General features: G+C 64.7%; 22 protein-coding genes. 10 read left to right on the forward strand and 12 right to left on the reverse strand.

What is annotated here, in order from left to right; genetic code table 11:
* Positions 1–4: 4 nt before the first annotated feature.
* From Q0996_RS05345 to Q0996_RS05355, 3 genes are all read right to left on the reverse strand, one after another.
* Entirely contained in the window at positions 5–562 is a 558-nt protein-coding gene (locus Q0996_RS05345) for a DUF6468 domain-containing protein (RefSeq protein ID WP_299616716.1), read from the reverse strand.
* Positions 562–1,632 carry a flagellar motor switch protein FliM gene (gene fliM / locus Q0996_RS05350; RefSeq protein ID WP_299616718.1) on the reverse strand — a complete coding sequence of 357 codons (1,071 nt, stop codon included), beginning with the start codon at positions 1,630–1,632 and terminating at the stop codon, positions 562–564. Before fliM ends, Q0996_RS05345 begins: the two co-directional genes overlap by 1 nt.
* Positions 1,633–1,701: 69 nt before the next feature.
* The gene (locus Q0996_RS05355) at positions 1,702–2,226 is read right to left on the reverse strand and encodes a flagellar basal body-associated FliL family protein (protein WP_299616719.1); all 525 of its coding nucleotides are present in this window, start codon (positions 2,224–2,226) and stop codon (positions 1,702–1,704) included.
* Positions 2,227–2,523: 297 nt separating this feature from the next.
* On the opposite strand from Q0996_RS05355, the gene flgF reads away from it, so the two are divergent.
* The 4 genes from flgF to flgH are packed head-to-tail and all read left to right on the forward strand — an operon-like array spanning position 2,524 to position 5,845.
* The gene (gene flgF, locus Q0996_RS05360) at positions 2,524–3,252 is read left to right on the forward strand and encodes a flagellar basal-body rod protein FlgF (protein WP_299616720.1); all 729 of its coding nucleotides are present in this window, start codon (positions 2,524–2,526) and stop codon (positions 3,250–3,252) included.
* A gap of 14 nt (positions 3,253–3,266) precedes the next feature.
* Positions 3,267–4,052 carry a flagellar basal-body rod protein FlgG gene (flgG, locus tag Q0996_RS05365; protein WP_299616721.1) on the forward strand — a complete coding sequence of 262 codons (786 nt, stop codon included), beginning with the start codon at positions 3,267–3,269 and terminating at the stop codon, positions 4,050–4,052.
* A 15-nt stretch (positions 4,053–4,067) separates the two neighbouring features.
* Positions 4,068–5,048: a flagellar basal body P-ring formation chaperone FlgA gene (gene flgA / locus Q0996_RS05370; RefSeq protein WP_299616722.1), complete on the forward strand. Its 981-nt coding sequence runs from the start codon at positions 4,068–4,070 to the stop codon at positions 5,046–5,048.
* A gap of 14 nt (positions 5,049–5,062) precedes the next feature.
* Positions 5,063–5,845, forward strand: a complete 783-nt coding sequence (gene flgH, locus Q0996_RS05375) for a flagellar basal body L-ring protein FlgH (protein ID WP_299616724.1) — start codon at positions 5,063–5,065, stop codon at positions 5,843–5,845.
* 127 nt (positions 5,846–5,972) lie between these two features.
* Here the strand turns inward: flgH and dksA are convergent, their stop codons facing one another.
* Positions 5,973–6,389, reverse strand: a complete 417-nt coding sequence (gene dksA / locus Q0996_RS05380) for an RNA polymerase-binding protein DksA (protein ID WP_299616726.1) — start codon at positions 6,387–6,389, stop codon at positions 5,973–5,975.
* Positions 6,390–6,529: 140 nt separating this feature from the next.
* The gene (locus tag Q0996_RS05385; protein ID WP_299616727.1) at positions 6,530–6,943 is read right to left on the reverse strand and encodes a flagellar assembly protein FliX; all 414 of its coding nucleotides are present in this window, start codon (positions 6,941–6,943) and stop codon (positions 6,530–6,532) included.
* A gap of 257 nt (positions 6,944–7,200) precedes the next feature.
* Between Q0996_RS05385 and Q0996_RS05390 the strand changes: the two genes are divergently transcribed.
* From Q0996_RS05390 to fliW, 6 genes are read left to right on the forward strand one after another with little or no spacing between them, the layout of a single operon-like run.
* Complete coding sequence (locus Q0996_RS05390; RefSeq protein WP_299616728.1) at positions 7,201–8,379, forward strand: flagellar basal body P-ring protein FlgI; 1,179 nt, start codon at positions 7,201–7,203, stop codon at positions 8,377–8,379.
* A 2-nt stretch (positions 8,380–8,381) separates the two neighbouring features.
* Positions 8,382–8,708 (forward strand): rod-binding protein, encoded by a 327-nt coding sequence (locus tag Q0996_RS05395; protein WP_299616729.1) that lies wholly within the window; start codon positions 8,382–8,384, stop codon positions 8,706–8,708.
* Complete coding sequence (locus tag Q0996_RS05400) at positions 8,705–9,166, forward strand: hypothetical protein (RefSeq protein ID WP_299616730.1); 462 nt, start codon at positions 8,705–8,707, stop codon at positions 9,164–9,166. The genes Q0996_RS05395 and Q0996_RS05400 overlap by 4 nt, the downstream gene beginning before the upstream one ends.
* 54 nt (positions 9,167–9,220) lie before the next feature.
* Positions 9,221–11,104, forward strand: a complete 1,884-nt coding sequence (flgK, locus tag Q0996_RS05405) for a flagellar hook-associated protein FlgK (protein ID WP_299616731.1) — start codon at positions 9,221–9,223, stop codon at positions 11,102–11,104.
* 17 nt (positions 11,105–11,121) lie between these two features.
* The gene (locus Q0996_RS05410; protein WP_299616732.1) at positions 11,122–12,042 is read left to right on the forward strand and encodes a flagellin; all 921 of its coding nucleotides are present in this window, start codon (positions 11,122–11,124) and stop codon (positions 12,040–12,042) included.
* A 56-nt stretch (positions 12,043–12,098) separates the two neighbouring features.
* Positions 12,099–12,611 carry a flagellar assembly protein FliW gene (gene fliW, locus Q0996_RS05415; protein ID WP_299616733.1) on the forward strand — a complete coding sequence of 171 codons (513 nt, stop codon included), beginning with the start codon at positions 12,099–12,101 and terminating at the stop codon, positions 12,609–12,611.
* 77 nt (positions 12,612–12,688) lie between these two features.
* On the opposite strand, the gene Q0996_RS05420 is transcribed toward fliW, so the two are convergent.
* The 7 genes from Q0996_RS05420 to Q0996_RS05450 all read right to left on the reverse strand — a co-directional run.
* A complete protein-coding gene (locus Q0996_RS05420) occupies positions 12,689–14,029 on the reverse strand; it encodes an MBL fold metallo-hydrolase (RefSeq protein ID WP_299616734.1) in 1,341 nt (446 codons plus the stop codon).
* 3 nt (positions 14,030–14,032) lie between these two features.
* Complete coding sequence (locus tag Q0996_RS05425; RefSeq protein ID WP_299616735.1) at positions 14,033–14,893, reverse strand: bifunctional 2-polyprenyl-6-hydroxyphenol methylase/3-demethylubiquinol 3-O-methyltransferase UbiG; 861 nt, start codon at positions 14,891–14,893, stop codon at positions 14,033–14,035.
* Between the two features lie 67 nt (positions 14,894–14,960).
* Positions 14,961–17,114 carry a tetratricopeptide repeat protein gene (locus tag Q0996_RS05430; protein WP_299616736.1) on the reverse strand — a complete coding sequence of 718 codons (2,154 nt, stop codon included), beginning with the start codon at positions 17,112–17,114 and terminating at the stop codon, positions 14,961–14,963.
* Positions 17,115–17,290: 176 nt separating this feature from the next.
* A complete protein-coding gene (fliS, locus tag Q0996_RS05435) occupies positions 17,291–17,764 on the reverse strand; it encodes a flagellar export chaperone FliS (RefSeq protein WP_299616737.1) in 474 nt (157 codons plus the stop codon).
* A gap of 47 nt (positions 17,765–17,811) precedes the next feature.
* Positions 17,812–19,545 carry a flagellar filament capping protein FliD gene (gene fliD, locus Q0996_RS05440; RefSeq protein ID WP_299616738.1) on the reverse strand — a complete coding sequence of 578 codons (1,734 nt, stop codon included), beginning with the start codon at positions 19,543–19,545 and terminating at the stop codon, positions 17,812–17,814.
* Positions 19,546–19,626: 81 nt separating this feature from the next.
* Complete coding sequence (locus Q0996_RS05445; protein ID WP_299616739.1) at positions 19,627–20,016, reverse strand: flagellar protein FlaG; 390 nt, start codon at positions 20,014–20,016, stop codon at positions 19,627–19,629.
* Positions 20,017–20,107: 91 nt separating this feature from the next.
* Positions 20,108–20,354 (reverse strand): flagellin (locus Q0996_RS05450; protein WP_299616740.1); only part of this gene is annotated, 247 nt, incomplete at its 5' end.

Consider the following 20,354-nt stretch of genomic DNA (forward strand, 5'->3'; position numbering starts at 1 on the left):
CGCTCTAGCGCATCGCCTGCAGCGTGCGCATCAGCTCGCTATCCGAACGGGAGAGCTTTCGCTTGGCCAGCTTGGCGATGCCGTTGGACGGTTTGGCCGGTTCCGACACCGGCGCTGCCGGGTCGTCCTGCATCGCCTTGCGTTCCATCTTGGTGATGCTCATGGGCGCGCGGTGCAGGGACTGCTTGGTCAGGCCCGCGGCCGCTTTGGGTTCCTCGCGGTCGTGCTTGCGGGAAGCCGCGATGGAAACTTCCAGCCGGTCGGCAATCTCGTTGCCTTTCTTCAGGAGAAAGGCCATCTCGTCGGCCAGGCGGCAGGCGTCGTCGACCTTCTTGGCAAGGCCCTCACCCACGTCCTGGCTGCTGTCCCTGAGCGCCTGAAGGCCGTTTTCGGCCTTGTCGGTCGCCGCGGCGAAGTCGGCGACAAGCTTCTCCATCTCGCCACGTGCCGCGCGCAGCTCGCTGAGCTTGCGGTTCAGCACGGCGGCAAAGCCGATGGTGGTCAGCAACAAGACGCAAATGGCGACGTCGAGGACAAGACCGTAGTCTTGCAGCCAGGTCATCATGATTCTCCCTCACGCACGATCTTTTCCGCCACCTGGACGGCGATGTGGCCGCCGCGCCGGCCCATGCGCCCCTTGAACATCGCGACGTCACCGCAGCGCAGCTCGACCTTGGAGCTGGGGTTGCAGTTCAGGTCCAACTGGCTGCCTTCGATCCATTCCAGGACTTCGCCCAGGGGCATTTCAACCTGATCCAGGACCGCGTCGATGCTGATGTCGGTCTGCCAGAGCTCGGCGGTCAGGTGCCCCTCCCAGATGGAGTCGCGGCCGAACTTCTCGCCCATGAACATCTGCAGCAGCAGCTCGCGCACCGGCTCCAGCGTGGCATAGGGGATCAGCAGTTCGATCAGGCCGCCACGGTCTTCCATGTCGACCCGCAGGGTCACCACGATGACCGCGTTGGCCGGCCTGGCGATAGTGGCGAAGCGCGGATTGGTTTCCAGCCGGTCGAAGCGGAAGGTCACCGGCGAAAGCGGGTCGAAGGCTGCCGAGAGGTCCGCCAGGACGACATGGACCATGCGTTCCACCAGGTTCCGTTCGATGGTCGTATAGGGTCGGCCCTCGATCCGCATGGCCGCTGTACCCCGCCGACCGCCGAGCAGCACGTCGACGATGGAGTAGATCAGGGCGCTGTCGACGGTCATCAGGCCGTAGTTGTCCCACTCCTCGGCCTTGAAGACGGACAGCATGGCCGGCAGCGGGATCGAGTTCATGTGATCGCCGAAACGCGCCGAGGTGATGTTGTCGAGGCTGACCTCGACATTGTCGGAGGTAAAGTTCCGCAGCGAGGTGGACATCATGCGGACCAGACGGTCGAAGACCACCTCCAGCATCGGCAGGCGCTCGTAGGAGACCAGGGCCGAGTTGAGGATTGCCTGGATGCCGGATTCTTCACCGTCGTCGTCGCCGACCCCGGCAACGCCCAGAAGACTGTCGATTTCGCTTTGATCGAGAACCCGTGTGGAGCCGCCCGCACCGCCAGCGGGGGCCGCGTCGTCGCCATCGGCCTCGGCCTCGCCCTCCTCGGCCATGGCCTCCCACTGCTCCATCATCGCTTCTTCGTCGGCCATCTGACTCAGTCTTTCTTGACCTGCCGCCCGCGGCTTCCTCGGCGCCCCGACAGGCGCTCCCGACAGGCGCTACTGGACGAGCATCTCCTTGAAGAGCACGTCGCGGACCTGAATCGGCTGTGCTGCGGTATTGACCCGGATCAGCAGCTCCTCGCGCAGCCGCTGCAGACCTGCCGAGCCACGGAGGTCTTCGATGCGAAGCTCACGCAGATAGACCTGGAAGTTGTCAACGACGCGTGGCAGCAGGGTCGTGATCTCGTCGCGGTCCGCCTCGTTGGTCAGCTCCAGGCTGATGGAAATCTTGAGGTAGCTTTTCTTGCGGCCGCTGGAGTTGAGGTTCACCAGCATCTCCGGCAGGTCGTAGAAGACCGCCTTGCTGGCAACCGGTTCGATCACTTCCTCGACCACCGGCTCCGGTTCCTTGCCGAGCAGAGGGTCGAGCAGACCCGCCATGAAGGCGCCGGCACCGGCGGCGATCAGCAGAAGGATCGGCAGGATGATGAAGAGAACCAGCTTCTTGCCGTTCATGCCCCCTTTCGGGGTCGCTTCGATCTCGACGTCAGCGATGTCCTGAGTAGCCGCCTCATCGGCCATTGCAGTCAACCTATTCAGTTATCTTGAGTTTTCGACTGCCTAGAGCCTACGGATGGTTGGTTAAGACTTGGTTGAGGGGAGTGGTTTCCGCGCGGAGTTCTGTCGCCGAGGGCAAGTTCTGCCGGGCAAGCTCTGCCCGAAATCGGCCCCCGGAGCGCGCGCCGCGGCCTGTGGCCCGGCGGAAAGGGCGAAATTCCGCCCCTGGCATGGGCCTTGCTTCGAATGCCGTGCCGGAATGGCGGTCGAAGGCCGGCCCGGCGCCCAACTGCCCAACGAGTAAAGCGATCAGGTAGAACTATGGAGAATGCCGGTTATATCGCGCTGTCGCGCCAGATGACCCTGCGGCGGGAGATGGATGTGATCGCCAACAACATGGCGAACCTCAACACCCCCGCCTACAAGGGCCAGAGCATGCTTTTCGTCGAGTATCTGGAATCCACGGACTCCGGCGAGAAGATGAGCTTCGTTCAGGACATCGCCCTGGTCAGGAACCTGACCGAGGGGACCATGAACGCCACCGATAATCCCCTCGATACCGCCATCTCCGGTGAGGGCTACTACGAGGTGGAGACCCCCCTGGGGCCGCGCTACACCCGCAATGGCGTGTTTCGCCTGGATGCGGACCGGGCCCTGATCACCGCCTCCGGAGAAAAGGTGCTGGATGACGGCGGCAACCCCATCGTGCTGCCGCCCGACAGCAGCGACGTGACCATCACCCGCGACGGCACGGTCACCACCGACCAGGGGCCTGCCGGCAAGATCCGCGTCGTCCGCTTTGAGGACGAGCAGGCGCTGATCAAGCTGGCCGGCGGCCTATACGACGCCGACGGGCAGGACCCCCAGCCGGCAGAGGGCTCGGAGGTCGTGCAGGGCATGGTCGAAGGCTCGAACGTCGCCGGGATCATCGAGCTGACCAAGATGATCCAGACCGTACGCAGCTACAGCTCCACGGGCCGGATGGTCAACGACGAACACGAGCGCCAGCGCCGGGCAATCCAGGCGCTCGGCGGCTCCACGCGGACATAGGTGAGGACGAAGCCATGAGATCTTTGAACATCGGCGCGACCGGCATGCTGGCTCAGCAGCTCAATGTCGAGGTCATCTCCAACAACATCGCCAACATGACGACCACCGGCTACAAGCGCCAGCGGGCCGAGTTCCAGGACCTGCTGTACCAGAACATGCGCCGCGTCGGCTCGGCCTCCTCGGACGCCGGCACCATCGTGCCGACCGGCGTTCAGCTCGGCCTCGGCGTCAAGTCGGCGGCCATCTACCGGCTGTCCGGCCAGGGCAACATCCTGCAGACGGAAAACCCCCTCGACCTGGCCATCAACGGCCGCGGCTTCCTCATGGTGGAGCTGCCGAACGGCGATACCGCCTACACCCGGGCCGGGTCCCTGCAGTTGAGCGCCGACGGCGACATCGTCACGGCCGACGGCTACGTCGTCCAGCCCGGCATTACGGTCCCCGAGGACGCTCAGTCGATTACCATCAACGAGAGCGGCGAGGTCTTCGCCGATCTGGCCGGCCAGGTCGCGCCGCAGCGGGTCGGGCAGCTTGAGCTGGCCAACTTCGCCAACGAGGCCGGCCTCGATGCCATCGGCAACAACCTGCTGCTGGAGACCGCCGCCTCGGGCCAAGCCTCCGTGGCAACGCCGGGGTCCGCCGGCTACGGCACCATTCTCCAGGGCGCCCTTGAGACCTCCAACGTCAACGTGGTGGCGGAGATCACCAACCTGATCACCGCCCAGCGCGCCTACGAGATGAACTCGAAGGTCATCGAGTCCTCCGACGAGATGATGCGCAGCGTGACGCAGCTTCGCTAAGGCGGGGATGAAATGATGCATAGAAAACTGATGCTTCTTCTGGCCGCCCTGGTGCTGGCGCTGCCGCCGGCGGCCTTGGCGCAGTCCGGCGAGATCGGGTCCACGCCGCTGATTCGCCTGAAGACCGAGGCCGTGGTCGACGATACGGTGGTGCGGCTGGGCGACCTCTTCGACGGGATCGAGCTGCCGGGCCTGGCGGAAACCCCGGTGGCCCGGGCGCCCGAGCTCGGCCAGGAGGTCGACATCGGCGCGCGCTGGTTGCTCGCCGTGGCGCGCTCCCACGACCTGGACTGGCAGCCCCGGTCCCGCTTTGAGCGGATCACCCTGCGCCGGGCGAGCCAGACCATCGGAACCGAGGAAATCGAAGCGGCCGTCCGCGTGGCCCTGGAAGACAGGGCCATGGATCACCGCCTGGAACTGGTGCTCGACAATCCAGGCCTGAGCCTGCAGTTGCCCAGCGCCAGCGAGGCGAGCCTCGCGGTCACCGGCCTGAGCCACGATCCCGACAGCGGGCGCTTCGTCGCCCACATCACGGCCCCGGCGAACGGACAGCCCTTCGCCCGGATCTCCGTGACCGGCCGGGCCATGCAGCTCACCGAAGTTCCGGTGCTGCGCCGCAACCTGAACCCGGGAGATGTGATCCGGCCTGACGACATCGAGTGGATCACCCTGCGGGTCAACCGCCTGACCCGCAGCACGGTCAGCGACCAGGGCAGTCTGATCGGCATGAGCCCGCGGCGGCCGATCCGCTCTCAGCAGATCATTCGCACCACCGACCTGCAGACCCCTATCGTGGTCGCCAAGAACAGCCTGGTCACCATCCGCCTGCAGACCCAGCGCATGGAGCTGACGGTCAGGGGACGGGCGCTTGAGGACGGGGCCCAGGCCGATGTCGTCCGGGTGATGAACACCACTTCGAACAGCGTCGTCAACGCCGTGGTGATCGATGCCGGGACCGTGGTGGTGACGCCTCCTGCGGCGGCCGGCGGCAATTGACGGGAGACAAGGACATGATCAACCGAGAAACAAGCCGGACAAGGGCCCTCTGCACCCTTCTCCACCGCGGCCTGCTGGTGAGCCTGATCGGGCTGTCGCTGAGCGGTTGCAACATGCTGAACCGCCTCTCTCAGGTGGGCGAAGAACCGAAGCTGTCCACGATCGACAGCCCGGCGCCGCTCGCCGGTGAACAGGCGGTCTCCCTGCCGATGCCGGCGCCGGTCGAGATCGACCGCCAGCCCAACTCCCTCTGGCGGCCGGGGTCCCGCGCCTTCCTGAAGGACCAGCGGGCGAGCAACGTCGGCGACCTGCTGACCGTGATCATCCAGATCTCCGACAATGCGGCCATCAACAACACCACCACCCGCAGCCGGACCAATGCCGAGGACGCCTCCGCCAGCGCCTTCCTGGGCTACGAATCCAGGCTGGCAAGAATCTTCCCGGACGCCATCGATCCCACCGACCTCGTCGACCTCGACAGCACCTCTTCCTCCGAGGGCACCGGCGGCGTGAACCGCAACGAGACCATCAATCTGCGGATCGCCGCGCTGGTCACCCAGGTCCTGCCCAACGGCAACCTCGTGCTGGCCGGACGCCAGGAAGTGAGGGTGAATTTCGAGAAGCGCGAGCTCCAGGTCGCCGGCATCATCCGCCCGGAGGACATCACCTCGCAGAACACCATCGGCTACGACCAGATCGCCGAGGCGCGCATCGCCTATGGCGGCCAGGGCCAGATTTCCGACATCCAGCAGCCGCGCTACGGCCAGCAGGTCTTCGATATCATCTGGCCGTTCTAGGACTTGGCAAGAGGGGTCCGCCGCGCCTGTGGCCCCATGGCCCGAAAAGGAAAGAGGGGCCGCCAATCGGTGGCCCCTCGCCTATTTCTCTACCCCGGGGCCTGGCCCCTGGTCATGGAGATTCGGTTCAGTCGTCGCGGTGGGTCCGTTCCATGCGCTCGTGGCGTTCCTGAGATTCGATGGAAAGCGTGGCGATGGGGCGGGCCTCCAGACGGCGCAGCGAGATCGGTTCGCCCGTCTCTTCGCAGTAGCCGTAGGAATCTTCTTCGATGCGGCGCAGCGCGGCATCGATCTTGGAAATCAGTTTGCGCTCCCGGTCGCGGGTCCGCAGCTCAAGCGAGCGGTCGGTTTCCAAAGAGGCGCGGTCGGCGATATCGGGCTCATGCAATGAGACCTCCTGCAGGTGCTGCAACGTCTCGCCCGATTCGCGCTGCAGCTCGTCCTTCCATTGCAGGAGCTTCCGTCGGAAATATTCACGCATTCGCGCGTTCATGAAGACTTCGTCCTCGCTCGGACGATAGTTCTTCGGAAGTCTGACAGTCATCCCTGGTCCCGTTAATGAGTACCAAAACGCGCCGGGAGTATATGGAATTTGCCTTGCCCGGCAAGCCTTTGAAATCATCAAATCTTCTTGCGCCTGCGGCGGCGGGCGCGCGGGCCCGGCGTCAGGCCTGCCGAGGCCCGTCAGCGGCCCCGTTTGGCCAATTCTACCGCTGCCCGAATTTCGATTTCGTTGACGATTTCCGCCAGTTTCGGGTCTTCGATCTGCTCCCGGCGCTGGGCCAGCAGCTCCGTGAGACGCTCAAGCCGCTCCGGCGAAATCTCCCCAAATACGAGTGCCAGACGCAATTCTTCAAGTTTTTCGAGAATATCTTCGGCCCGCCGCCGCGCCCGGCCGGGGCCTGCCGTGGCATCCCCCACCTCCTGCAGCGCCAGCAGGGCATTCACGGCCTGGACTGGCGTCGACCCGGCGGCGGTGGCGCTCTGGGTGGCGGTCCCCTCCAGGGCCCGGGCGAAACCGCCGCCGCCGCCGGTGGCGGAAGCGGCCGATCGCGGCTTCGATGTGGTCCTTGGCCCCGTGAGACGGTTGATTTTCATTCTTTGCCCTGGTGTCGGTGCACTTGGGCCGACACTGCGTGCTGGCGGTTAACAAGCGGTTAAACCTCTGATAACGCGGCAAAAATTTCCTACACCGGCGGAGCCCTTTTTGCCTCATCGCGGGCGCACCCAGCCGCTGCCGGAACGCAGATTCCGCGGAATTCCGCCACTTTTCGCGGGCGGGCCGGGGCCCGTTACTTGGCATGCCTTTCGCATAGATGAGGCCGAGTCAAGAACCCTGCTTTGGGATTGCCCGTATGACCTGTGCCCAGCCCCTGTCCCAGCCTGCCCGGCCCCGCGGCGCCCTCGCCGCTGCCGGAGCGTCCCTGGTCCTGCTGCTGTGGGTCCTTGCCTGCCTGCTGCTCGGCAGCGGGACGGCGGCGGCCCAGGCGCAGTCACGGATCAAGGACCTGGCGGACTTCGAGGGCGTGCGCGACAACCTGCTGGTCGGCTACGGGCTGGTGGTTGGCCTCAACGGCACCGGCGACGACCTGGCCAGCGCGGTCTTCACGCGGGAAAGCCTCATCGGCATGCTGCAGCGCCTGGGCGTGAACGCGCGCGACGACGATCTGGACAGCGACAACGTGGCAGCGGTGATGGTCACCGCCAATCTGCCGCCGTTTTCCCGGCAGGGCACGCGTATCGATATTCAGGTCTCCGCCCTGGGCGACGCCGACAGCCTGCTGGGCGGCACCCTGCTGGTGACCCCCCTGCTGGCCGCCGACGGCGAGGTCTATGCCGTCGCCCAGGGCCAGGTCGCCGTGGCCGGCTTCAGCGCCGCCGGCAATGCCGAGACCATCGTCAAGGGGGTCCCGACCTCCGGGCGCATCGCCAACGGCGCCATCATCGAGCGCGAGTTGGGCTTCGAACTGGAGCAGATGCGCTCGGTGAAGCTTTCCCTGCGCAATCCGGACCTGACCACCGCCCGCCGGGTCGCCGAGGCGATCAACGCGTTCACCGGCGAGAACGCGGCCCGCTCCACCGACCCGGCCACCGTGCGGGTCTCGGTCCCCGCCCGCTACAACAACGACACCGTCGCCCTGATGACCGATATCGAGCAGCTCCGCGTGCGCGCCGACCAGCCGGCCCGCGTGGTGATCGACGAGGCCTCCGGCATCATCGTCATGGGCGAGAACGTGCGGATCAGCACCGTCGCCATCGCCCAGGGCAATCTGACCATCCGCATCACCGAGACGCCCCAGGTCAGCCAGCCCAACGCCTTTTCCGCAACCGGCGACACCGAGGTCGTCGACCGGACCCAGATCGAGGTCGACGAAGACGCCGACAACCGCCTGGCGGTGGTCCCCGCGGGCGTCAGCCTGCAGGAGCTGGTCAACGGCCTCAACGCCCTGGGCATCGGCCCGCGGGACATGATCTCCATCCTTCAAGCCATCAAGGCCGCCGGCGCCTTGCAGGCGGAAATCGAGGTGCTCTAGCCATGCTCGACAGCCCCGTCATTCCCGCCATGCCGCTGGCGCCGGTCCAACAGGCCGGCCCCGGCCAAAGGCAGATGAGCCAGGAGGCCATGCAGCGCGCCGCCAAGAAGGCGGGCGAGGAGTTCGAAGCCCTTTTCATCGCCGAGATGCTGGGCCCGGTCTTCGAGGGCCTGAGTTCCGAAGGCATGTTCGGCGGCGGCTCCGGCGAGAAGATCTATCGCTCCCTGATGGTTCAGGAATACGGCAAGGCCATCGCCCGCGCTGGCGGCGTGGGCATTGCCGAAGCCGTTCAAAGTGAAATGCTCAAGATGCAGGAGATGCAATCATGACCGAGCAGGATCTCCAGTCCGCTCCCCCCTCTCCGGAAGAGTTGCGGCAGATCATCAGCCTGGTCGAAGACCTCACCGCGGTGATGAGCCGGGAGGTAGACCTCTTGCGGGCCATGCGCGTGCGCGAGTTCGGCGAGCTGCAGGACCACAAGCTGTCCCTGGTGCAGTCCTATGAGAAGCAGACCTCGCCGCTGCGCAGCAACCCGGCCTTCGCCGAATTGATCGACCCGCTGCTGCGCGAGGAACTGACCGACGTGATGGAACGCATGCACGGCGTGATGAACGAGAACGAGATGGCGATCAACGCGGCGCGCAAGGCCAACGAGCGGATCGCCACGGCGATCGTCAATGCCGTCCAGGGCCAGCAGAGCGAGAGCAGCGGCTACTCCGAACGCGGCAGCCTCAATCGCCAGGCCGCCCAGCCCCCGGTCTCGGTGCAGCTCGACCAGCACCTCTAGGCCGCCGGCCGACAGACCGCAAACCGGGGACCAGACAGGAACGAGACGCCGCCCATGTCGCTCAGCATCGCCCTTACCAACGCCCTCTCTGGGCTGCAGGTGAACCAGACCGCCCTGCAGGTGACCTCCAACAACGTCGCCAACGTCAATACGCCGGACTACGCGCGCAAGATCCACGACCAGCGGAACCGGGTTCTTGGCGGCCAGGGCGTGGGCGTCGAAACAGCGGAGATCGCGCGCCAGATCGACCAGTTCCTGCGCCGCGATCTGGTCAGGGAGACGACGGTCCTGGGCAACATCGAAGTTGCCTCGGAGTACTACAACCGCATGCAGTCGATGTTCGGCTCCCTCGGCAACAACAACGCCCTCGGCAACTCCATCAGCGATCTGGCGGTGGCTCTGGAAGACGTCGCCACCAGCCCGGAGGTCGCCGCTCATCGCTTTGGCGCGGTGAATGAAGCCGAGGAAATGGCGCAATATATCAATGATATGGCGACCAATGTTCAGACATTGCGTTCGCAGGCGGATTCGGAGATTGCGGCAGCCGTCGATATCATCAACGCCGAGCTTGAGATCATCTCCGACCTCAATTCCCAGATCGGCAACAACACCTTGAAGGGCCTACCGGTCGGCGACCTGCAGGACCGCCGCGACGTCGCCATCAAGACCATTGCCGAGTACATGGAGCTGCAGGAGTTCACCGACTCCTTCGGCCAGGTCAGGCTGTTCACCTCCGCCGGGCGCTCGCTGGTCTCCGGCACCTCCAACAGCACCCTGTCCTACACCGTCACCCCCTTCATGACCGCCAACGAGACCTATCCGACGACCATCAGCGGCATCTACCTGAACGGTGGCGCGGCACCGCCGCCCAGCAGCGACATGACCACCGAGATTCAGGGCGGCAAGTTGCAGGCGCTGATCGAGATGCGCGATCAGACCCTGCCGGCGATGACCGCACAGATCGACCAGCTCGCCGGGCAGATGCGCGACGAAGTCAACCGGGCCCATAATCGCGGCGCCAACACCCCCTTCGGTTCTGGCACGGCCGCCGGCGATGCGGCCGCCATGTACGGCACGCGGGTGATCAACACCCCGGGCGACCCCCTGACCCTCGGCTCGGACGTGACCTTCGCAATCCTCGACGCCACCGGTAACGCGGTCATCGCGCCGCTCACCATCGCCGCCGGCGCCACCACGCCGACCGCCATCATCACCGCCATCAACGGCCATCTGACCTCGGCGCCCGGCTACGGCACCGCGGCCTGGAACAACAGCCGCATGGAGATCAAGCTGGAACCCGGGTACCGGCTGGCCATCCTGGACAACGGCCCCGCCGCCGATTTGGGCGATGCCACCATCCAGTTCGATGCCGACGGCGACTTGGTCCAGGAAACCTATATGGGCTTCTCGAACTTCTTCGGCCTGAACGACCTCTTCGAGACCCCGGAGCTCGCCACCGGCGTGCCGGCGCTGGCCAACCAGGGAAGCCAGACCGGCATCTCCAGCACCATGGCCGTGCGCCAGTCGATCATCGACGATCCCTCCTATCTCTCTCGCGGCATGCTGCGGGGCACATCGCCGGCATTGACCCTGGGGGTCGGCGACAACGAGATCGCCCAGCAGCTTGCCGATGCCTTCGGTGAGAACTTCAGCTACGCCAGCATCACCGATGGACCCTCGGCCACCAGCACCACCTTCTCCGGTTATGCCGGGGTGATCCTGTCGTTCAACGCCTCGGCGACGGCCGCGGCCGACGACACGCTGAACTTCCAGTCCTTTTTCTTCGAGGATCTGGAAGCGAAGTTCCTCTCGGAGGCCGGGGTCAACCTCGACGAAGAGCTGGCCAACATGACCATCTTCCAGAACGCCTACAACGCCTCGGCGCGGCTGGTGCAGGCGGTCGACGAGATGCTCGAAACCCTGCTGAACCTGAGCTGAGGACGGGAGGTCTTGTGATGTTTCGCGTCGCCAACTACGCCCAGCACCAGCTGACGCTGTCCTACACCATGCGCACCCAGGGCAGCGTCGCCGAACGGCAGATCGAAATCGCCAGCGGCAAGCGCGCTCAGCAGTATTCGACCATCGCCACCGATGCCAGCGAACTGGTCAACCTGGAGCGCTCGGTGGTGCGCACCGAGCAGTTCACGCGCAACATCGACCAGGCTCTGACCCGGCTCGGCATCATGGAATCCTCCGTCGCGATCATGGTGCAGCGCTCGACCGAGGTGCTGGCCATCATGAGCTCCGCCATCTCCGGCGAGAACATCAGCGACGTTCCTCTGCAGGAATTCTCCGCCACCTTTCTGGCGGAGATGGAATCGCTCCTGAACACCCAGCACGAGGACCGCTACCTCTTTGCCGGATCGCAGACCGATGCCCCGGCGGTCGACCTGAGCGACGTCGCCTATACGCCGCAGGCCGGCCTGCCCGGCGTCTTCACCGCCGACTTCGACTACTACCAGGGCGACACCCTGGTGATGGCGATCCGCACCGACGAGACCTTCGAGACGGATTACGGCATCACGGGCGACGAGCCGGCTTTCGAGGAGATGCTGCGCGCCCTCTCCTACATGGACTATGCCGGCGCCAACCTGGACGGCGCCGTCCTGCAGCAGGCCTATACGATGATGAAGTCCGCCGTCGACGGGCTGAGCGATATCCGTGGCCGCATCGGTGCCAGCTCCAAGGTTCTGGAATCCGCCAGAAGCGGCCACGACGACTATCTGACCTATGCCAGCAACCTGGTCTCCGTCCTGGAGGACGTCGACGTCGCCGAGGCAACCACCCGCCTGGCCCAGGACGAGGTGCAGCTCCAGGGCTCCTATTTGGCCCTGTCTCGGGTCAGCGAGCTCAGCCTATTAAATTACCTGAGATAGCGATTTCGTAACCACATCAGAGCGATAATAGGGCCTTCGAGAGTAAGGAGTTAACCATGCCCCGCGAACAAATGGCAGCCAGGACGGCAGCACCAGCAGCCCCTGACGCGACCGCCTCGGCGCCGTTGTCCGATGGGGGGAAGACCCGAACCGTCGATACCCGCTTCGGGACCATCGAGTTCGACCTTGACCAATCATTAACCTTTCCGAAGGCCATCCCCGGCTTCATCGGCTATCAGCTTTTCGGCCTGGCGATGATCCCCAGCGAGACCCAGTCCAGCTTCATGCTGCTGCAGGCGCTGGAGCCGACGGATCTCTCCTTCATCGTGCTGCCCTACGATCCGACGACAGCCCTGATCGACGCCAAGGATGTCGATGCTGCGCAGCAGAGTCTCGGGATCGCGCCGGCAGACTGCGCGATCATGCTGATCGCGACCTTCCGCAAGCTGGGGGACAGGTTCGAGACCTCGGTCAACATGCGCGCGCCGATCTTCATCGATACGGCAAACCGCCTGGCCTGGCAGTATATCCTGCCGAACGACCGCTACGACGTCCGCCACGTCCTCTAGGCGCCCCGTCCTCTAGGCGCCCCGTCCTCCAGGCGCCCCGTCCTCCAGGCGCCCCGTCTTCCAGGACAGAAGGCGGATCACACGGCGAAGAAGGACATCAGCTTGGTGACGTTCGGATCGAAGACATCCGGATGCCGCCGGGTCTGAATCAGGGATGCCGTGTAGACGTTGTCCCAGACAGTCCCCGAAACGAGCACCATGAAGAGCAGCCGGGCATCGACAACGAACTCGATGTGCTGGCGGTTCTCGTCCGCCTCGGCCGGCGCCTCCGGCGCGGCGAGATCGAAGGTGTAGGAAAGCTCGACCGGCCCCAGGGTGTCGCCGGGCTGAACCGAGCCCAGGGGCTCGACCCGCAGCGTCACCAGCCAGTCCGGAAAGAGATCGAGGCTCTCCTGCCGCCGCCAGAGGTTCTGGCGGGCGCGGCGCAGCATGTTGGGCAAGAGGATGCGGAAGGACTCCGGAATGCAGATCCGCTCGTGGTCGAGCTGCCTCGCCGCGGCCTCCGCCGCCGCTTCCCGATAGGAAACCGGCGTTCCGTTCCCCCGCGCCAGGGACCGGGTTCCGTCACGCAGTTCCAGGCGGTCCCGCGATTCCATGGATAGGAGCTCGGTGCCCGTGGGCAGCCGGTGACGCTGTTCCTGCATCACCGCTTCATCGGGCAGGATCTGGGCGAACTCGGCCAAGGGCGCGAGCGCACCGTTCAGCGTGCAGCCGCCGCAGGGAATGGCGATCCGCGGTTCCAGCCCCGCCATCGCGTCATAGAAGCGCAGCGTCGTCTTGCGGATCAGTTCTCGGCGCTTCTCCGCCTTCTGGGCATCGTCGTAGTTCAGCATGCACTGCGGATAGGAACTCGCCGATGAACAGACCATGGCGGCGGCGTCAGGCTGGCCGTACCTGCTGGCAATGCCTTCGGTCTGCCGCCGCGTCGGGATGTCGTCATTCAGATTGAGAAAGCTGACCCCGTCCCGGTCGCGGATGAGAATGGCGCTGTCGAGCTGGTAGCCGACCTCATCGGTCGGCGCGTCGCTGTCGGTCGAGAAATCATCGAACAGGACGACCGAAAAGGAACCGATGGACTGCTCTTCCTCGAAGGGAACCTCGACGATGTTCCTCATCCCCAGGCCCTTCAGGCAGCGGCTCAGATGGGGCTGGGCGCGCTTGCCGATGATGACCGGCGTTTCCTTGTCGAGTTCCTTGAGAACCTCGGGATCCAGATGATCGGCATGGAGATGGCTGATGAAAACGTAATCCGGCGGATTCTCGCTCAGCAGATGGCGCCGGTAGTCCGGGCTGATGGGCGGATAGAGCGCCCAGGCGCCATGGAAGGCGTTGGTCGAGAACCACCAGTCCAGGGCGATGGTCTCGCCGGACTGCAGCCCGACCAGGAAGCCGGTGTTGCCCAGGTACTCGATGTCCATGCGCTAGGCTTCCAGGGTCATGTAGGCCGCCATATTGCGGCCGATCCCGGCGGCCGCACAGCCGCACCGGAAGGCCAGCAGCTTCTCCAGAGACTGTTCGCAGAGCGCCACTTCGAAGTCGACACGGGCGAAGTGCGCCGCCCGGCCCAGGCTGCGCTCCCTGGCGTAGTTGCTGGCGTCGTTCACCTGATAGAGCTCGATGGGAAAGGCGGTCAGGATCTCACGGAGATGCCAGCCGACCCGCTCCAGCAGGGCCTGCAGGCTCTCCACCGTGAAGTAGCTCAGGTGCTCCGGCGGGCAGACCCAGAAGTCCGGGCGCGCATGGCCAAGCTCGACCACCAGTTGCTGCAGCCAGGAGCCGTCGTTGGGAACCGCGAGGCGCACAACGCCACCGGGCGCCACCACGCCCTTCAGGTCCTCCAGCAGCTTCAGCGGATCGATGACATGCTCCAGCACGTTGTTGCAGACCACCAGGTCGTAGCGCGCGCCGCCTTCCGCCTCGCGGGTCAGCAACTCGAAGAGGTTGCCGGTCTCGAGTCTGTCAATCAGTTCGGGAAAATGCCGCTCGACCCCCTGCGCGGTGAAGTCCAGGCCGCGCACCGCCCAGTCCCGCTCGCTGAAGTACTTGAGAAAAAAGCCTTCCCCGCAGCCTACGTCGAGCAGGCTGCCGGAGCTCAAGCCGCTGACGGCGCCGGCTTCCCGGCAGTCGATGTACTTGTGAAGGATTTCCTTGTCGGTGTAGTCCTTGGCGTACTGATTCTTGCTGTCTTCACCAAAGTAGAGGTCGTTATAGAAGGCTTCCAACTCCTGGGGAGTCGGCTTCTCGGTGACGGTGGCAAAGCCGTCTGCGGTGGTCAGTAGCATCTTCGATCCCCAATCTCTTCCCCGGCGTTGAATTCTGTCTCTCTGGTCCCGGCCCCCTTGCCGCAGGCTAAGCGCTCACACGCGCCTCCAGGGCCCTGGCGATGCGCTGGATGAGCACCGACCACTGTTCGGTCCAATGGCGCTGCCAGAGCAGCCTGTTCTTGATCCCGAACTCGCCGTGCGGCGGCTGCAGGGGGGAGCTGGCGCCGGCGGTCATGATCCAGACCTCCACCCCCGTGGCATCGCCGATCCGGCTTGGCGAGGTGGAGGTCGAGACCACCATGTCCAACTGGGAGGTCAGGGCGAAGGCGCCCTCCAGATCCATCTTGAGGTCGAGATCGGACCAGCGGTGGATGGAGACCCCCACCTCGTCCTCCACGGCCTTGATCTCGTCCTCGCGCTGATCGTACTGAACGTTGACGAAGGTGATCCCGGGAATCCGCAGGATCGGCTCCCACATCTCCAGCTTGGTGTAGTGGATGTCGCGGTCGCGGTGGCTGTATTGGCTGCGCCAGCAGATGCCGACCCGGATGCCGTCCGGCAAGGCCGCGAGGCGCTCGGCCATCTCCGCCGCCCGCTCGGGGTCGGCCACCAGATAGCCCTTCTCGTCCTTGCTGCGCTCGCCGCAGGCAAAGGCCGCCTCGATGTCGTCGGTCGGATAGCTGGTTGCCAGGTCCAGCTCCTCCTGGCTGTAGGGGAAGTACTGCATCAGGTTGCCGGTCGGCAGGTGCAGGTCCATGTCTTCCCGGTACCAGTCGTGCTTGCCGTCCAGGCGCTCCGGCAGGAACTTCGCTTCCGGGAAGGAGCGCTGGAAGATGGGAAGCAGGCGCTTGTCCGCCTCGATTGTCGTTTCGCCGGCGCAGTCGATGATGTGACGGTAGCGGCGGCTGAAATCGATCTCGTCGCCCACACCCTGTTCGCGCCAGACCAAGATGCGTTGGTCGGAGATATCCTCACCGCGCCAGCGCGGCAACTGGAACTTGCGGTTCGGCTTGCGCAGGTCACCTGCCAGGCCGGCATCGAAGTAGTCCCAGGATTCCTCGCGGAATCCATTGTTCCAGAGCGAGCGGGCGAGGGAGAACTGCAGCCCCAGGTGCTCCGGCGACAGCTTGTTGGCCAGGCGGAACTTCTCCAGCGCCGCCGGATGGTCGCCCTGTTCCTGATAGACCAGGCCCTGGTTGTGGTGAAACTCGCCGCGGTCCGGCTCCAGATCGATGGCCTTGTTGTAGGATTCATGCGCCTTGTCGAGGACGTGGAGCAGGCGCAGCGCGTTGCCGTAGTTGAAATAGCTGGTCGAGAAGCTCGGCTGGAACTCCATGGCCTGGCGGAAAGCGACCACCGCCTCCTTGTAGCGCTGGAGGTCCATCAGGACGTTGCCGTAGTTGCTCTGCGCGGCGCCGCTGCGCGGGTCGAGCTCCGCGCCCTTGCGCGCGTACTCATAGGCCTCGTCGAGGCGTTTCTGCTCGCGCAGCACCATGCCCAGGTTCACATAGGCCTGGGCCAGGGTCGGGTCGGCCTCGATGGCGCGCCGGCAGGACTTCTCGCCCAGTTCGTGCTTGCCCCGGTCGATGGCGATCTTGCCGAGGTTCACATGGGCCTCGGCATAGTCGGGTTTGATCCCCACGGCGATGGCATAGGCATCGATGGCCTCGCCCTCCTCGCCCTGCATCTTCTTGATCAGGCCCAGGTGATAGAAGGCCACAGCATCCTGCGGATTGAGTTTGATGGCCATCAGCAGCGCCTCGGTCGCCTGGTCCAGGACCCCGGCGTCGATCAGCAGGATGGCCAGCTCGCGATAGGCAGGCGCGAACTGCGGATCGAGCTGCAGCGCGTGGGTGAAGGCATTGGCCGCGGCATCCATCTCGCCATAGCTGTGCAGCAGGCGCCCGTTCTGGACATGGACCTCCGGTTCCATGGGGCTGGCCCCCAGTGCGCGGGTGACCAGCTTGCGGGCCTCCTGGAATTTTCTCTGCTCGTGGTAGGCCCTGCCCAGCAGCGCCATGGCAATGCCGTTGTTACGGTCGGCACTGAGCGCCCGCTTGAGCAGGTTCACGGCTTCCTTCTGCCGCTTGGCCTCGAGCTTCTCCCGGGCCGCGGTGATCATCTTTTCCGGATTGCGCAGGGATTTGCCGCTCTTGCCGTCGCCGCGCCGCCCCCGCTTGCCGGATTTCTTGGCTTCAGAGGATTGTTTGGCTTCGGCGGCTGCCGGCTCGTAGCTCATGCTGTCCTGCTCGTCGGATCATCGGAATGCCCGCGGCCCGGCGCCCGGCCTTTGTGGGCCGGGGCCAAACCCCTTGCGAACAAGTTAATCCGGCATTTACTAAGAGAACCTTTCCAAGCGCCGGCTTTGCCGCGGCCGCGGCCTGCAGCGCCCGGGCAGCCCATGGCCCGCAGGGGTCAGATCGAAAGGGTCAAGGACGAGATGTCCGGCGCCTGTTCGGCCTTCTTGGGGGCCTGGGCCTGCTGGCGCTGCTTGCCGTCGGGGGACCCGGTCCGTTCCTCGTTGCGCGCCAGCTCCGCCCAGCTCGCCCGCACCTCGCCCAGGGCGGTCATGATCCCCTCGCAGAGCGCGGCCGAGTTCTTCATGTTGACCTGCTGCAGGTCGCGGAAGATGGTGTGATAGAACTGGTCCAGCATCAGCGAAACTTCCCCACCCTTCTCGAAATCCAGGTGGGACTGCAGGCCAACGAGGATCTTGCAGGCCTTCTGCGTCGCATTGAAGCGGTCTTCGATCCGATCCTCTTCGATGGCCGCTTTCGCTTCCGCGACCGCCTTGATCATCGCGTCGTAGAGCAAGACGACGGCGCCAAGGGAGGTCACCATCTTCGATGCCGCCTGATAGGCGGAAAAGGCGTTACTGGGCTGCGTCAAGTTCCCGAACCTCGACTGTCAGAAAGGGGGCGCGCCGCGCTGACCACTTAGTCGTCGCCGCCTTTGAGGAAGGCCTCAAGCTGACTGGCTGCCGCCTCCGCCGCCGCGACCGCCCGTTCCATGGCAGCATACTTTTCGATCAGTTTGTTCTGGAAGATGACCAGGCGCGCCTCCAGCGACTCGATCTCATCCACATAGTCTTCATTCTGCGACGTGAGCCGCAGCACCTCTTCAGTGATCAGCCCGTCGCCCTGATTGATATAGTCGTCAAGGCGCTGGTAGAGCCGCTCGGCGATGCCGAGACTGGTAGAAATATCGATGTTCTGGGCCGCCGCCCCGGCATCGCTGGTATCCCGGGTGTAGGCCAGGGTCATGCCCTCGTAAATCGTCCCCGTCAGCCCGCGCAGCACGCCGCCGTCGACCTCAAAGGCGTCGACGCCGCCGACCTGCAGGTTGGTCCCATCGATGGCCCCGCCGGGGTCGACGATGGTGAAGTCGCCGACGTTCAGCAGCTCGTTGCGGGCAATCAGGCGGATATCCGGCGAACTGGCCTCGAAGCTGAATTCAAAGACGTCGCGCACCTCGTCCAGCTTGTCCACCAGATTGGAGTCCAGCGTGCCGCTGTCGATCTTCAGGGTGCCGTCCTCGTTGATCTCGATCCCGACGTTGCGCAGCGTGGCCAGGGCCGTGGAGTCCAGACCGTCGACCAAATCGGCCAGATCGGTGCCGAGATCACGGCCCAGGGAGCGCAGCAGGTTGTCGCCGAAAAGGATCGCCGAGGCATCCACCTCGCCTTCCTCCGTGACCACCTGCTGGGAGTTGAGGAACAGCTTCACGTCGTTGTAGGCCGTCACAAAGGACTCGATCTGGGCCTTCACACCGGAGAGGTCGGCCTCGATCTCCAGGGTGACGATGGTGTTGTTGGCCGTGTCTTCCTTGAAGAGATCCAAGGTGACGTTGTCGATCAGGTCGTCGATCTCGTTGGAATCGCGCTCGATCGTCGTGGCGATGCCGTCGAGACGGAGCTGCGCCGGCTGGGAGGCCTGGAGGACGGTGGTATACGTGGCACCGTTGTCGGCGGAAACCCCCAAGGCATTCAGGGTCGCACCGCCGTTGTCGCCGGTGACCTCGATGTCCTTGTTTGTGTCTTCGGCGGTGAAGACGATGCGATAGTCGTTGTCGGCGATCTTCAGCGCAGAAGCACGGATGCCGGTGGTTCCGGTCACCGCATTGATGGCGAAGACCACGTCGGTAGCCGTCATGGTCGCATCGATGTTGATGGTCGCGGTTTTTTCCGCGGCCGCGCCGGCGAGCTTGACGGTCAGGGTCTCGGTCACGCCGAGCGCGGTACTGACGTCCGCCAGGGTGCTGCCGGAGACCTTGTGCGCCTCGGCGATCTGCAACACCTCGATCTCATAGGTGCCGTGTGCGGCATTGTTGGTTGCCGTGGCCCCCAGGATGTCGGTCGCCGGCGTCGAGGTATTGGAGGAGATGAAAGCGGACTTCTGCTCGAAGATATTGCTCAACACCCCGGCGGTACCGGGCGGATTGCGCAGAGCGTTGACGCTCGACTGCAGCGTCTCCAGCAACCCCTTGAACTCGTTGAAGGCAGCTATCCGGGTATCGTTTTGGGAGATACTGTTGTTGAGCCGGTCGATCGGAATGCGTTTGACCGCGATCGAGGCCTCGATGATGGCAGCCGTGTCCAGACCGGAAAACGAACCGGTCAGAAGCGGCGAGTTTCCGATAAAGGAAACCGTGCCTTGGGTACCTGCAACCATCAGACTCCTCCTATCGGTCCAATGCTAGCGCCCCAATCGCTTAAATTTCGTTAATAATTGTTGATTATCAACGAGTTAACCTTAAACCGAGAAGCTCGTCCGGGCCTTTGCCGGCGTCGCCGTGGCCGGCGCGACGGCAGGACGGAAGGTCTTCTCCGGTGGGAACTCGACCAGCACGTCGCCGCTCTCGCGGTCATAGACCCTTACGATCAGGCGTCCACTGTCCTGGTCGCGGTAGGTGGTCAAGGCCGAGTTGGGCGCACTCTGCCGCAAGACCGCCTGCTGAGCGTTCCGCTCAGTGAAGACAGGCTGGACAGGCTTGGCCTCCGACGATGACTCCGGTGGAGCGACGGTGGCCGCCTGTGCCGTCCGGCCGGCAGTGGGCTGGTTTTGCACGGGAGTGCTGGAGCGCGTCTGGCCGCCGCCCTGAGGCGTCACCAGCGCAGTTGAAACCAAGAGTTTAGTGTCCATTGTCTAAGCCCTCCTTAAGCGGGCTTGAATTCCAGGCCGGGCGGGTGGGAACGGCGCCTGGCCGCGCCGTCCCCAATCCCGATTGCCGGGCCTACAGCAGCACCCGCAGCAGAGACTGCGGGATCTGGTTGGCCTGCGAGACCGCCGAGACGGCCGCCTGCACAAGCACCTGGTTCGAGACCAGGGTGCTCTGCTCGGCTGCCAGATCGACGTCCATGATCGCAGACTTGGCGGCATCGATGTTCTCGAGCGAGGTGGCGATCTGCTGACCGCGGAACTCGAAACGAGAGATCAGGGCACCGGCCGTGGCCCGCGCCTCAGAGATCGTATCGATGGCC

The organism is Pelagibius sp. (genome assembly GCF_028289705.1).
Taxonomy (GTDB): domain Bacteria; phylum Pseudomonadota; class Alphaproteobacteria; order Kiloniellales; family Kiloniellaceae; genus Pelagibius.

Excerpts from the sequence above, each read along its gene's own strand:
- dksA (WP_299616726.1), bottom strand. The coding sequence starts at position 6,389 with ATGACTGTCAGACTTCCGAAGAACTATCGTCCGAGCGAGGACGAAGTC.
- Q0996_RS05355 (WP_299616719.1), bottom strand. The coding sequence starts at position 2,226 with ATGGCCGATGAGGCGGCTACTCAGGACATCGCTGACGTCGAGATCGAA.
- Q0996_RS05385 (WP_299616727.1), bottom strand. The coding sequence starts at position 6,943 with ATGAAAATCAACCGTCTCACGGGGCCAAGGACCACATCGAAGCCGCGA.
- Q0996_RS05445 (WP_299616739.1), bottom strand. The coding sequence starts at position 20,016 with ATGGACACTAAACTCTTGGTTTCAACTGCGCTGGTGACGCCTCAGGGC.
- Q0996_RS05395 (WP_299616729.1), top strand. The coding sequence starts at position 8,382 with ATGCTCGACAGCCCCGTCATTCCCGCCATGCCGCTGGCGCCGGTCCAA.
- Q0996_RS05420 (WP_299616734.1), bottom strand. The coding sequence starts at position 14,029 with ATGGACATCGAGTACCTGGGCAACACCGGCTTCCTGGTCGGGCTGCAG.
- Q0996_RS05425 (WP_299616735.1), bottom strand. The coding sequence starts at position 14,893 with ATGCTACTGACCACCGCAGACGGCTTTGCCACCGTCACCGAGAAGCCG.
- Q0996_RS05400 (WP_299616730.1), top strand. The coding sequence starts at position 8,705 with ATGACCGAGCAGGATCTCCAGTCCGCTCCCCCCTCTCCGGAAGAGTTG.
- Q0996_RS05430 (WP_299616736.1), bottom strand. The coding sequence starts at position 17,114 with ATGAGCTACGAGCCGGCAGCCGCCGAAGCCAAACAATCCTCTGAAGCC.
- fliD (WP_299616738.1), bottom strand. The coding sequence starts at position 19,545 with ATGGTTGCAGGTACCCAAGGCACGGTTTCCTTTATCGGAAACTCGCCG.
- flgG (WP_299616721.1), top strand. The coding sequence starts at position 3,267 with ATGAGATCTTTGAACATCGGCGCGACCGGCATGCTGGCTCAGCAGCTC.
- Q0996_RS05410 (WP_299616732.1), top strand. The coding sequence starts at position 11,122 with ATGTTTCGCGTCGCCAACTACGCCCAGCACCAGCTGACGCTGTCCTAC.
- Q0996_RS05390 (WP_299616728.1), top strand. The coding sequence starts at position 7,201 with ATGACCTGTGCCCAGCCCCTGTCCCAGCCTGCCCGGCCCCGCGGCGCC.
- flgA (WP_299616722.1), top strand. The coding sequence starts at position 4,068 with ATGCATAGAAAACTGATGCTTCTTCTGGCCGCCCTGGTGCTGGCGCTG.
- fliM (WP_299616718.1), bottom strand. The coding sequence starts at position 1,632 with ATGGCCGACGAAGAAGCGATGATGGAGCAGTGGGAGGCCATGGCCGAG.
- Q0996_RS05345 (WP_299616716.1), bottom strand. The coding sequence starts at position 562 with ATGACCTGGCTGCAAGACTACGGTCTTGTCCTCGACGTCGCCATTTGC.
- flgH (WP_299616724.1), top strand. The coding sequence starts at position 5,063 with ATGATCAACCGAGAAACAAGCCGGACAAGGGCCCTCTGCACCCTTCTC.
- flgK (WP_299616731.1), top strand. The coding sequence starts at position 9,221 with ATGTCGCTCAGCATCGCCCTTACCAACGCCCTCTCTGGGCTGCAGGTG.
- fliW (WP_299616733.1), top strand. The coding sequence starts at position 12,099 with ATGCCCCGCGAACAAATGGCAGCCAGGACGGCAGCACCAGCAGCCCCT.
- flgF (WP_299616720.1), top strand. The coding sequence starts at position 2,524 with ATGGAGAATGCCGGTTATATCGCGCTGTCGCGCCAGATGACCCTGCGG.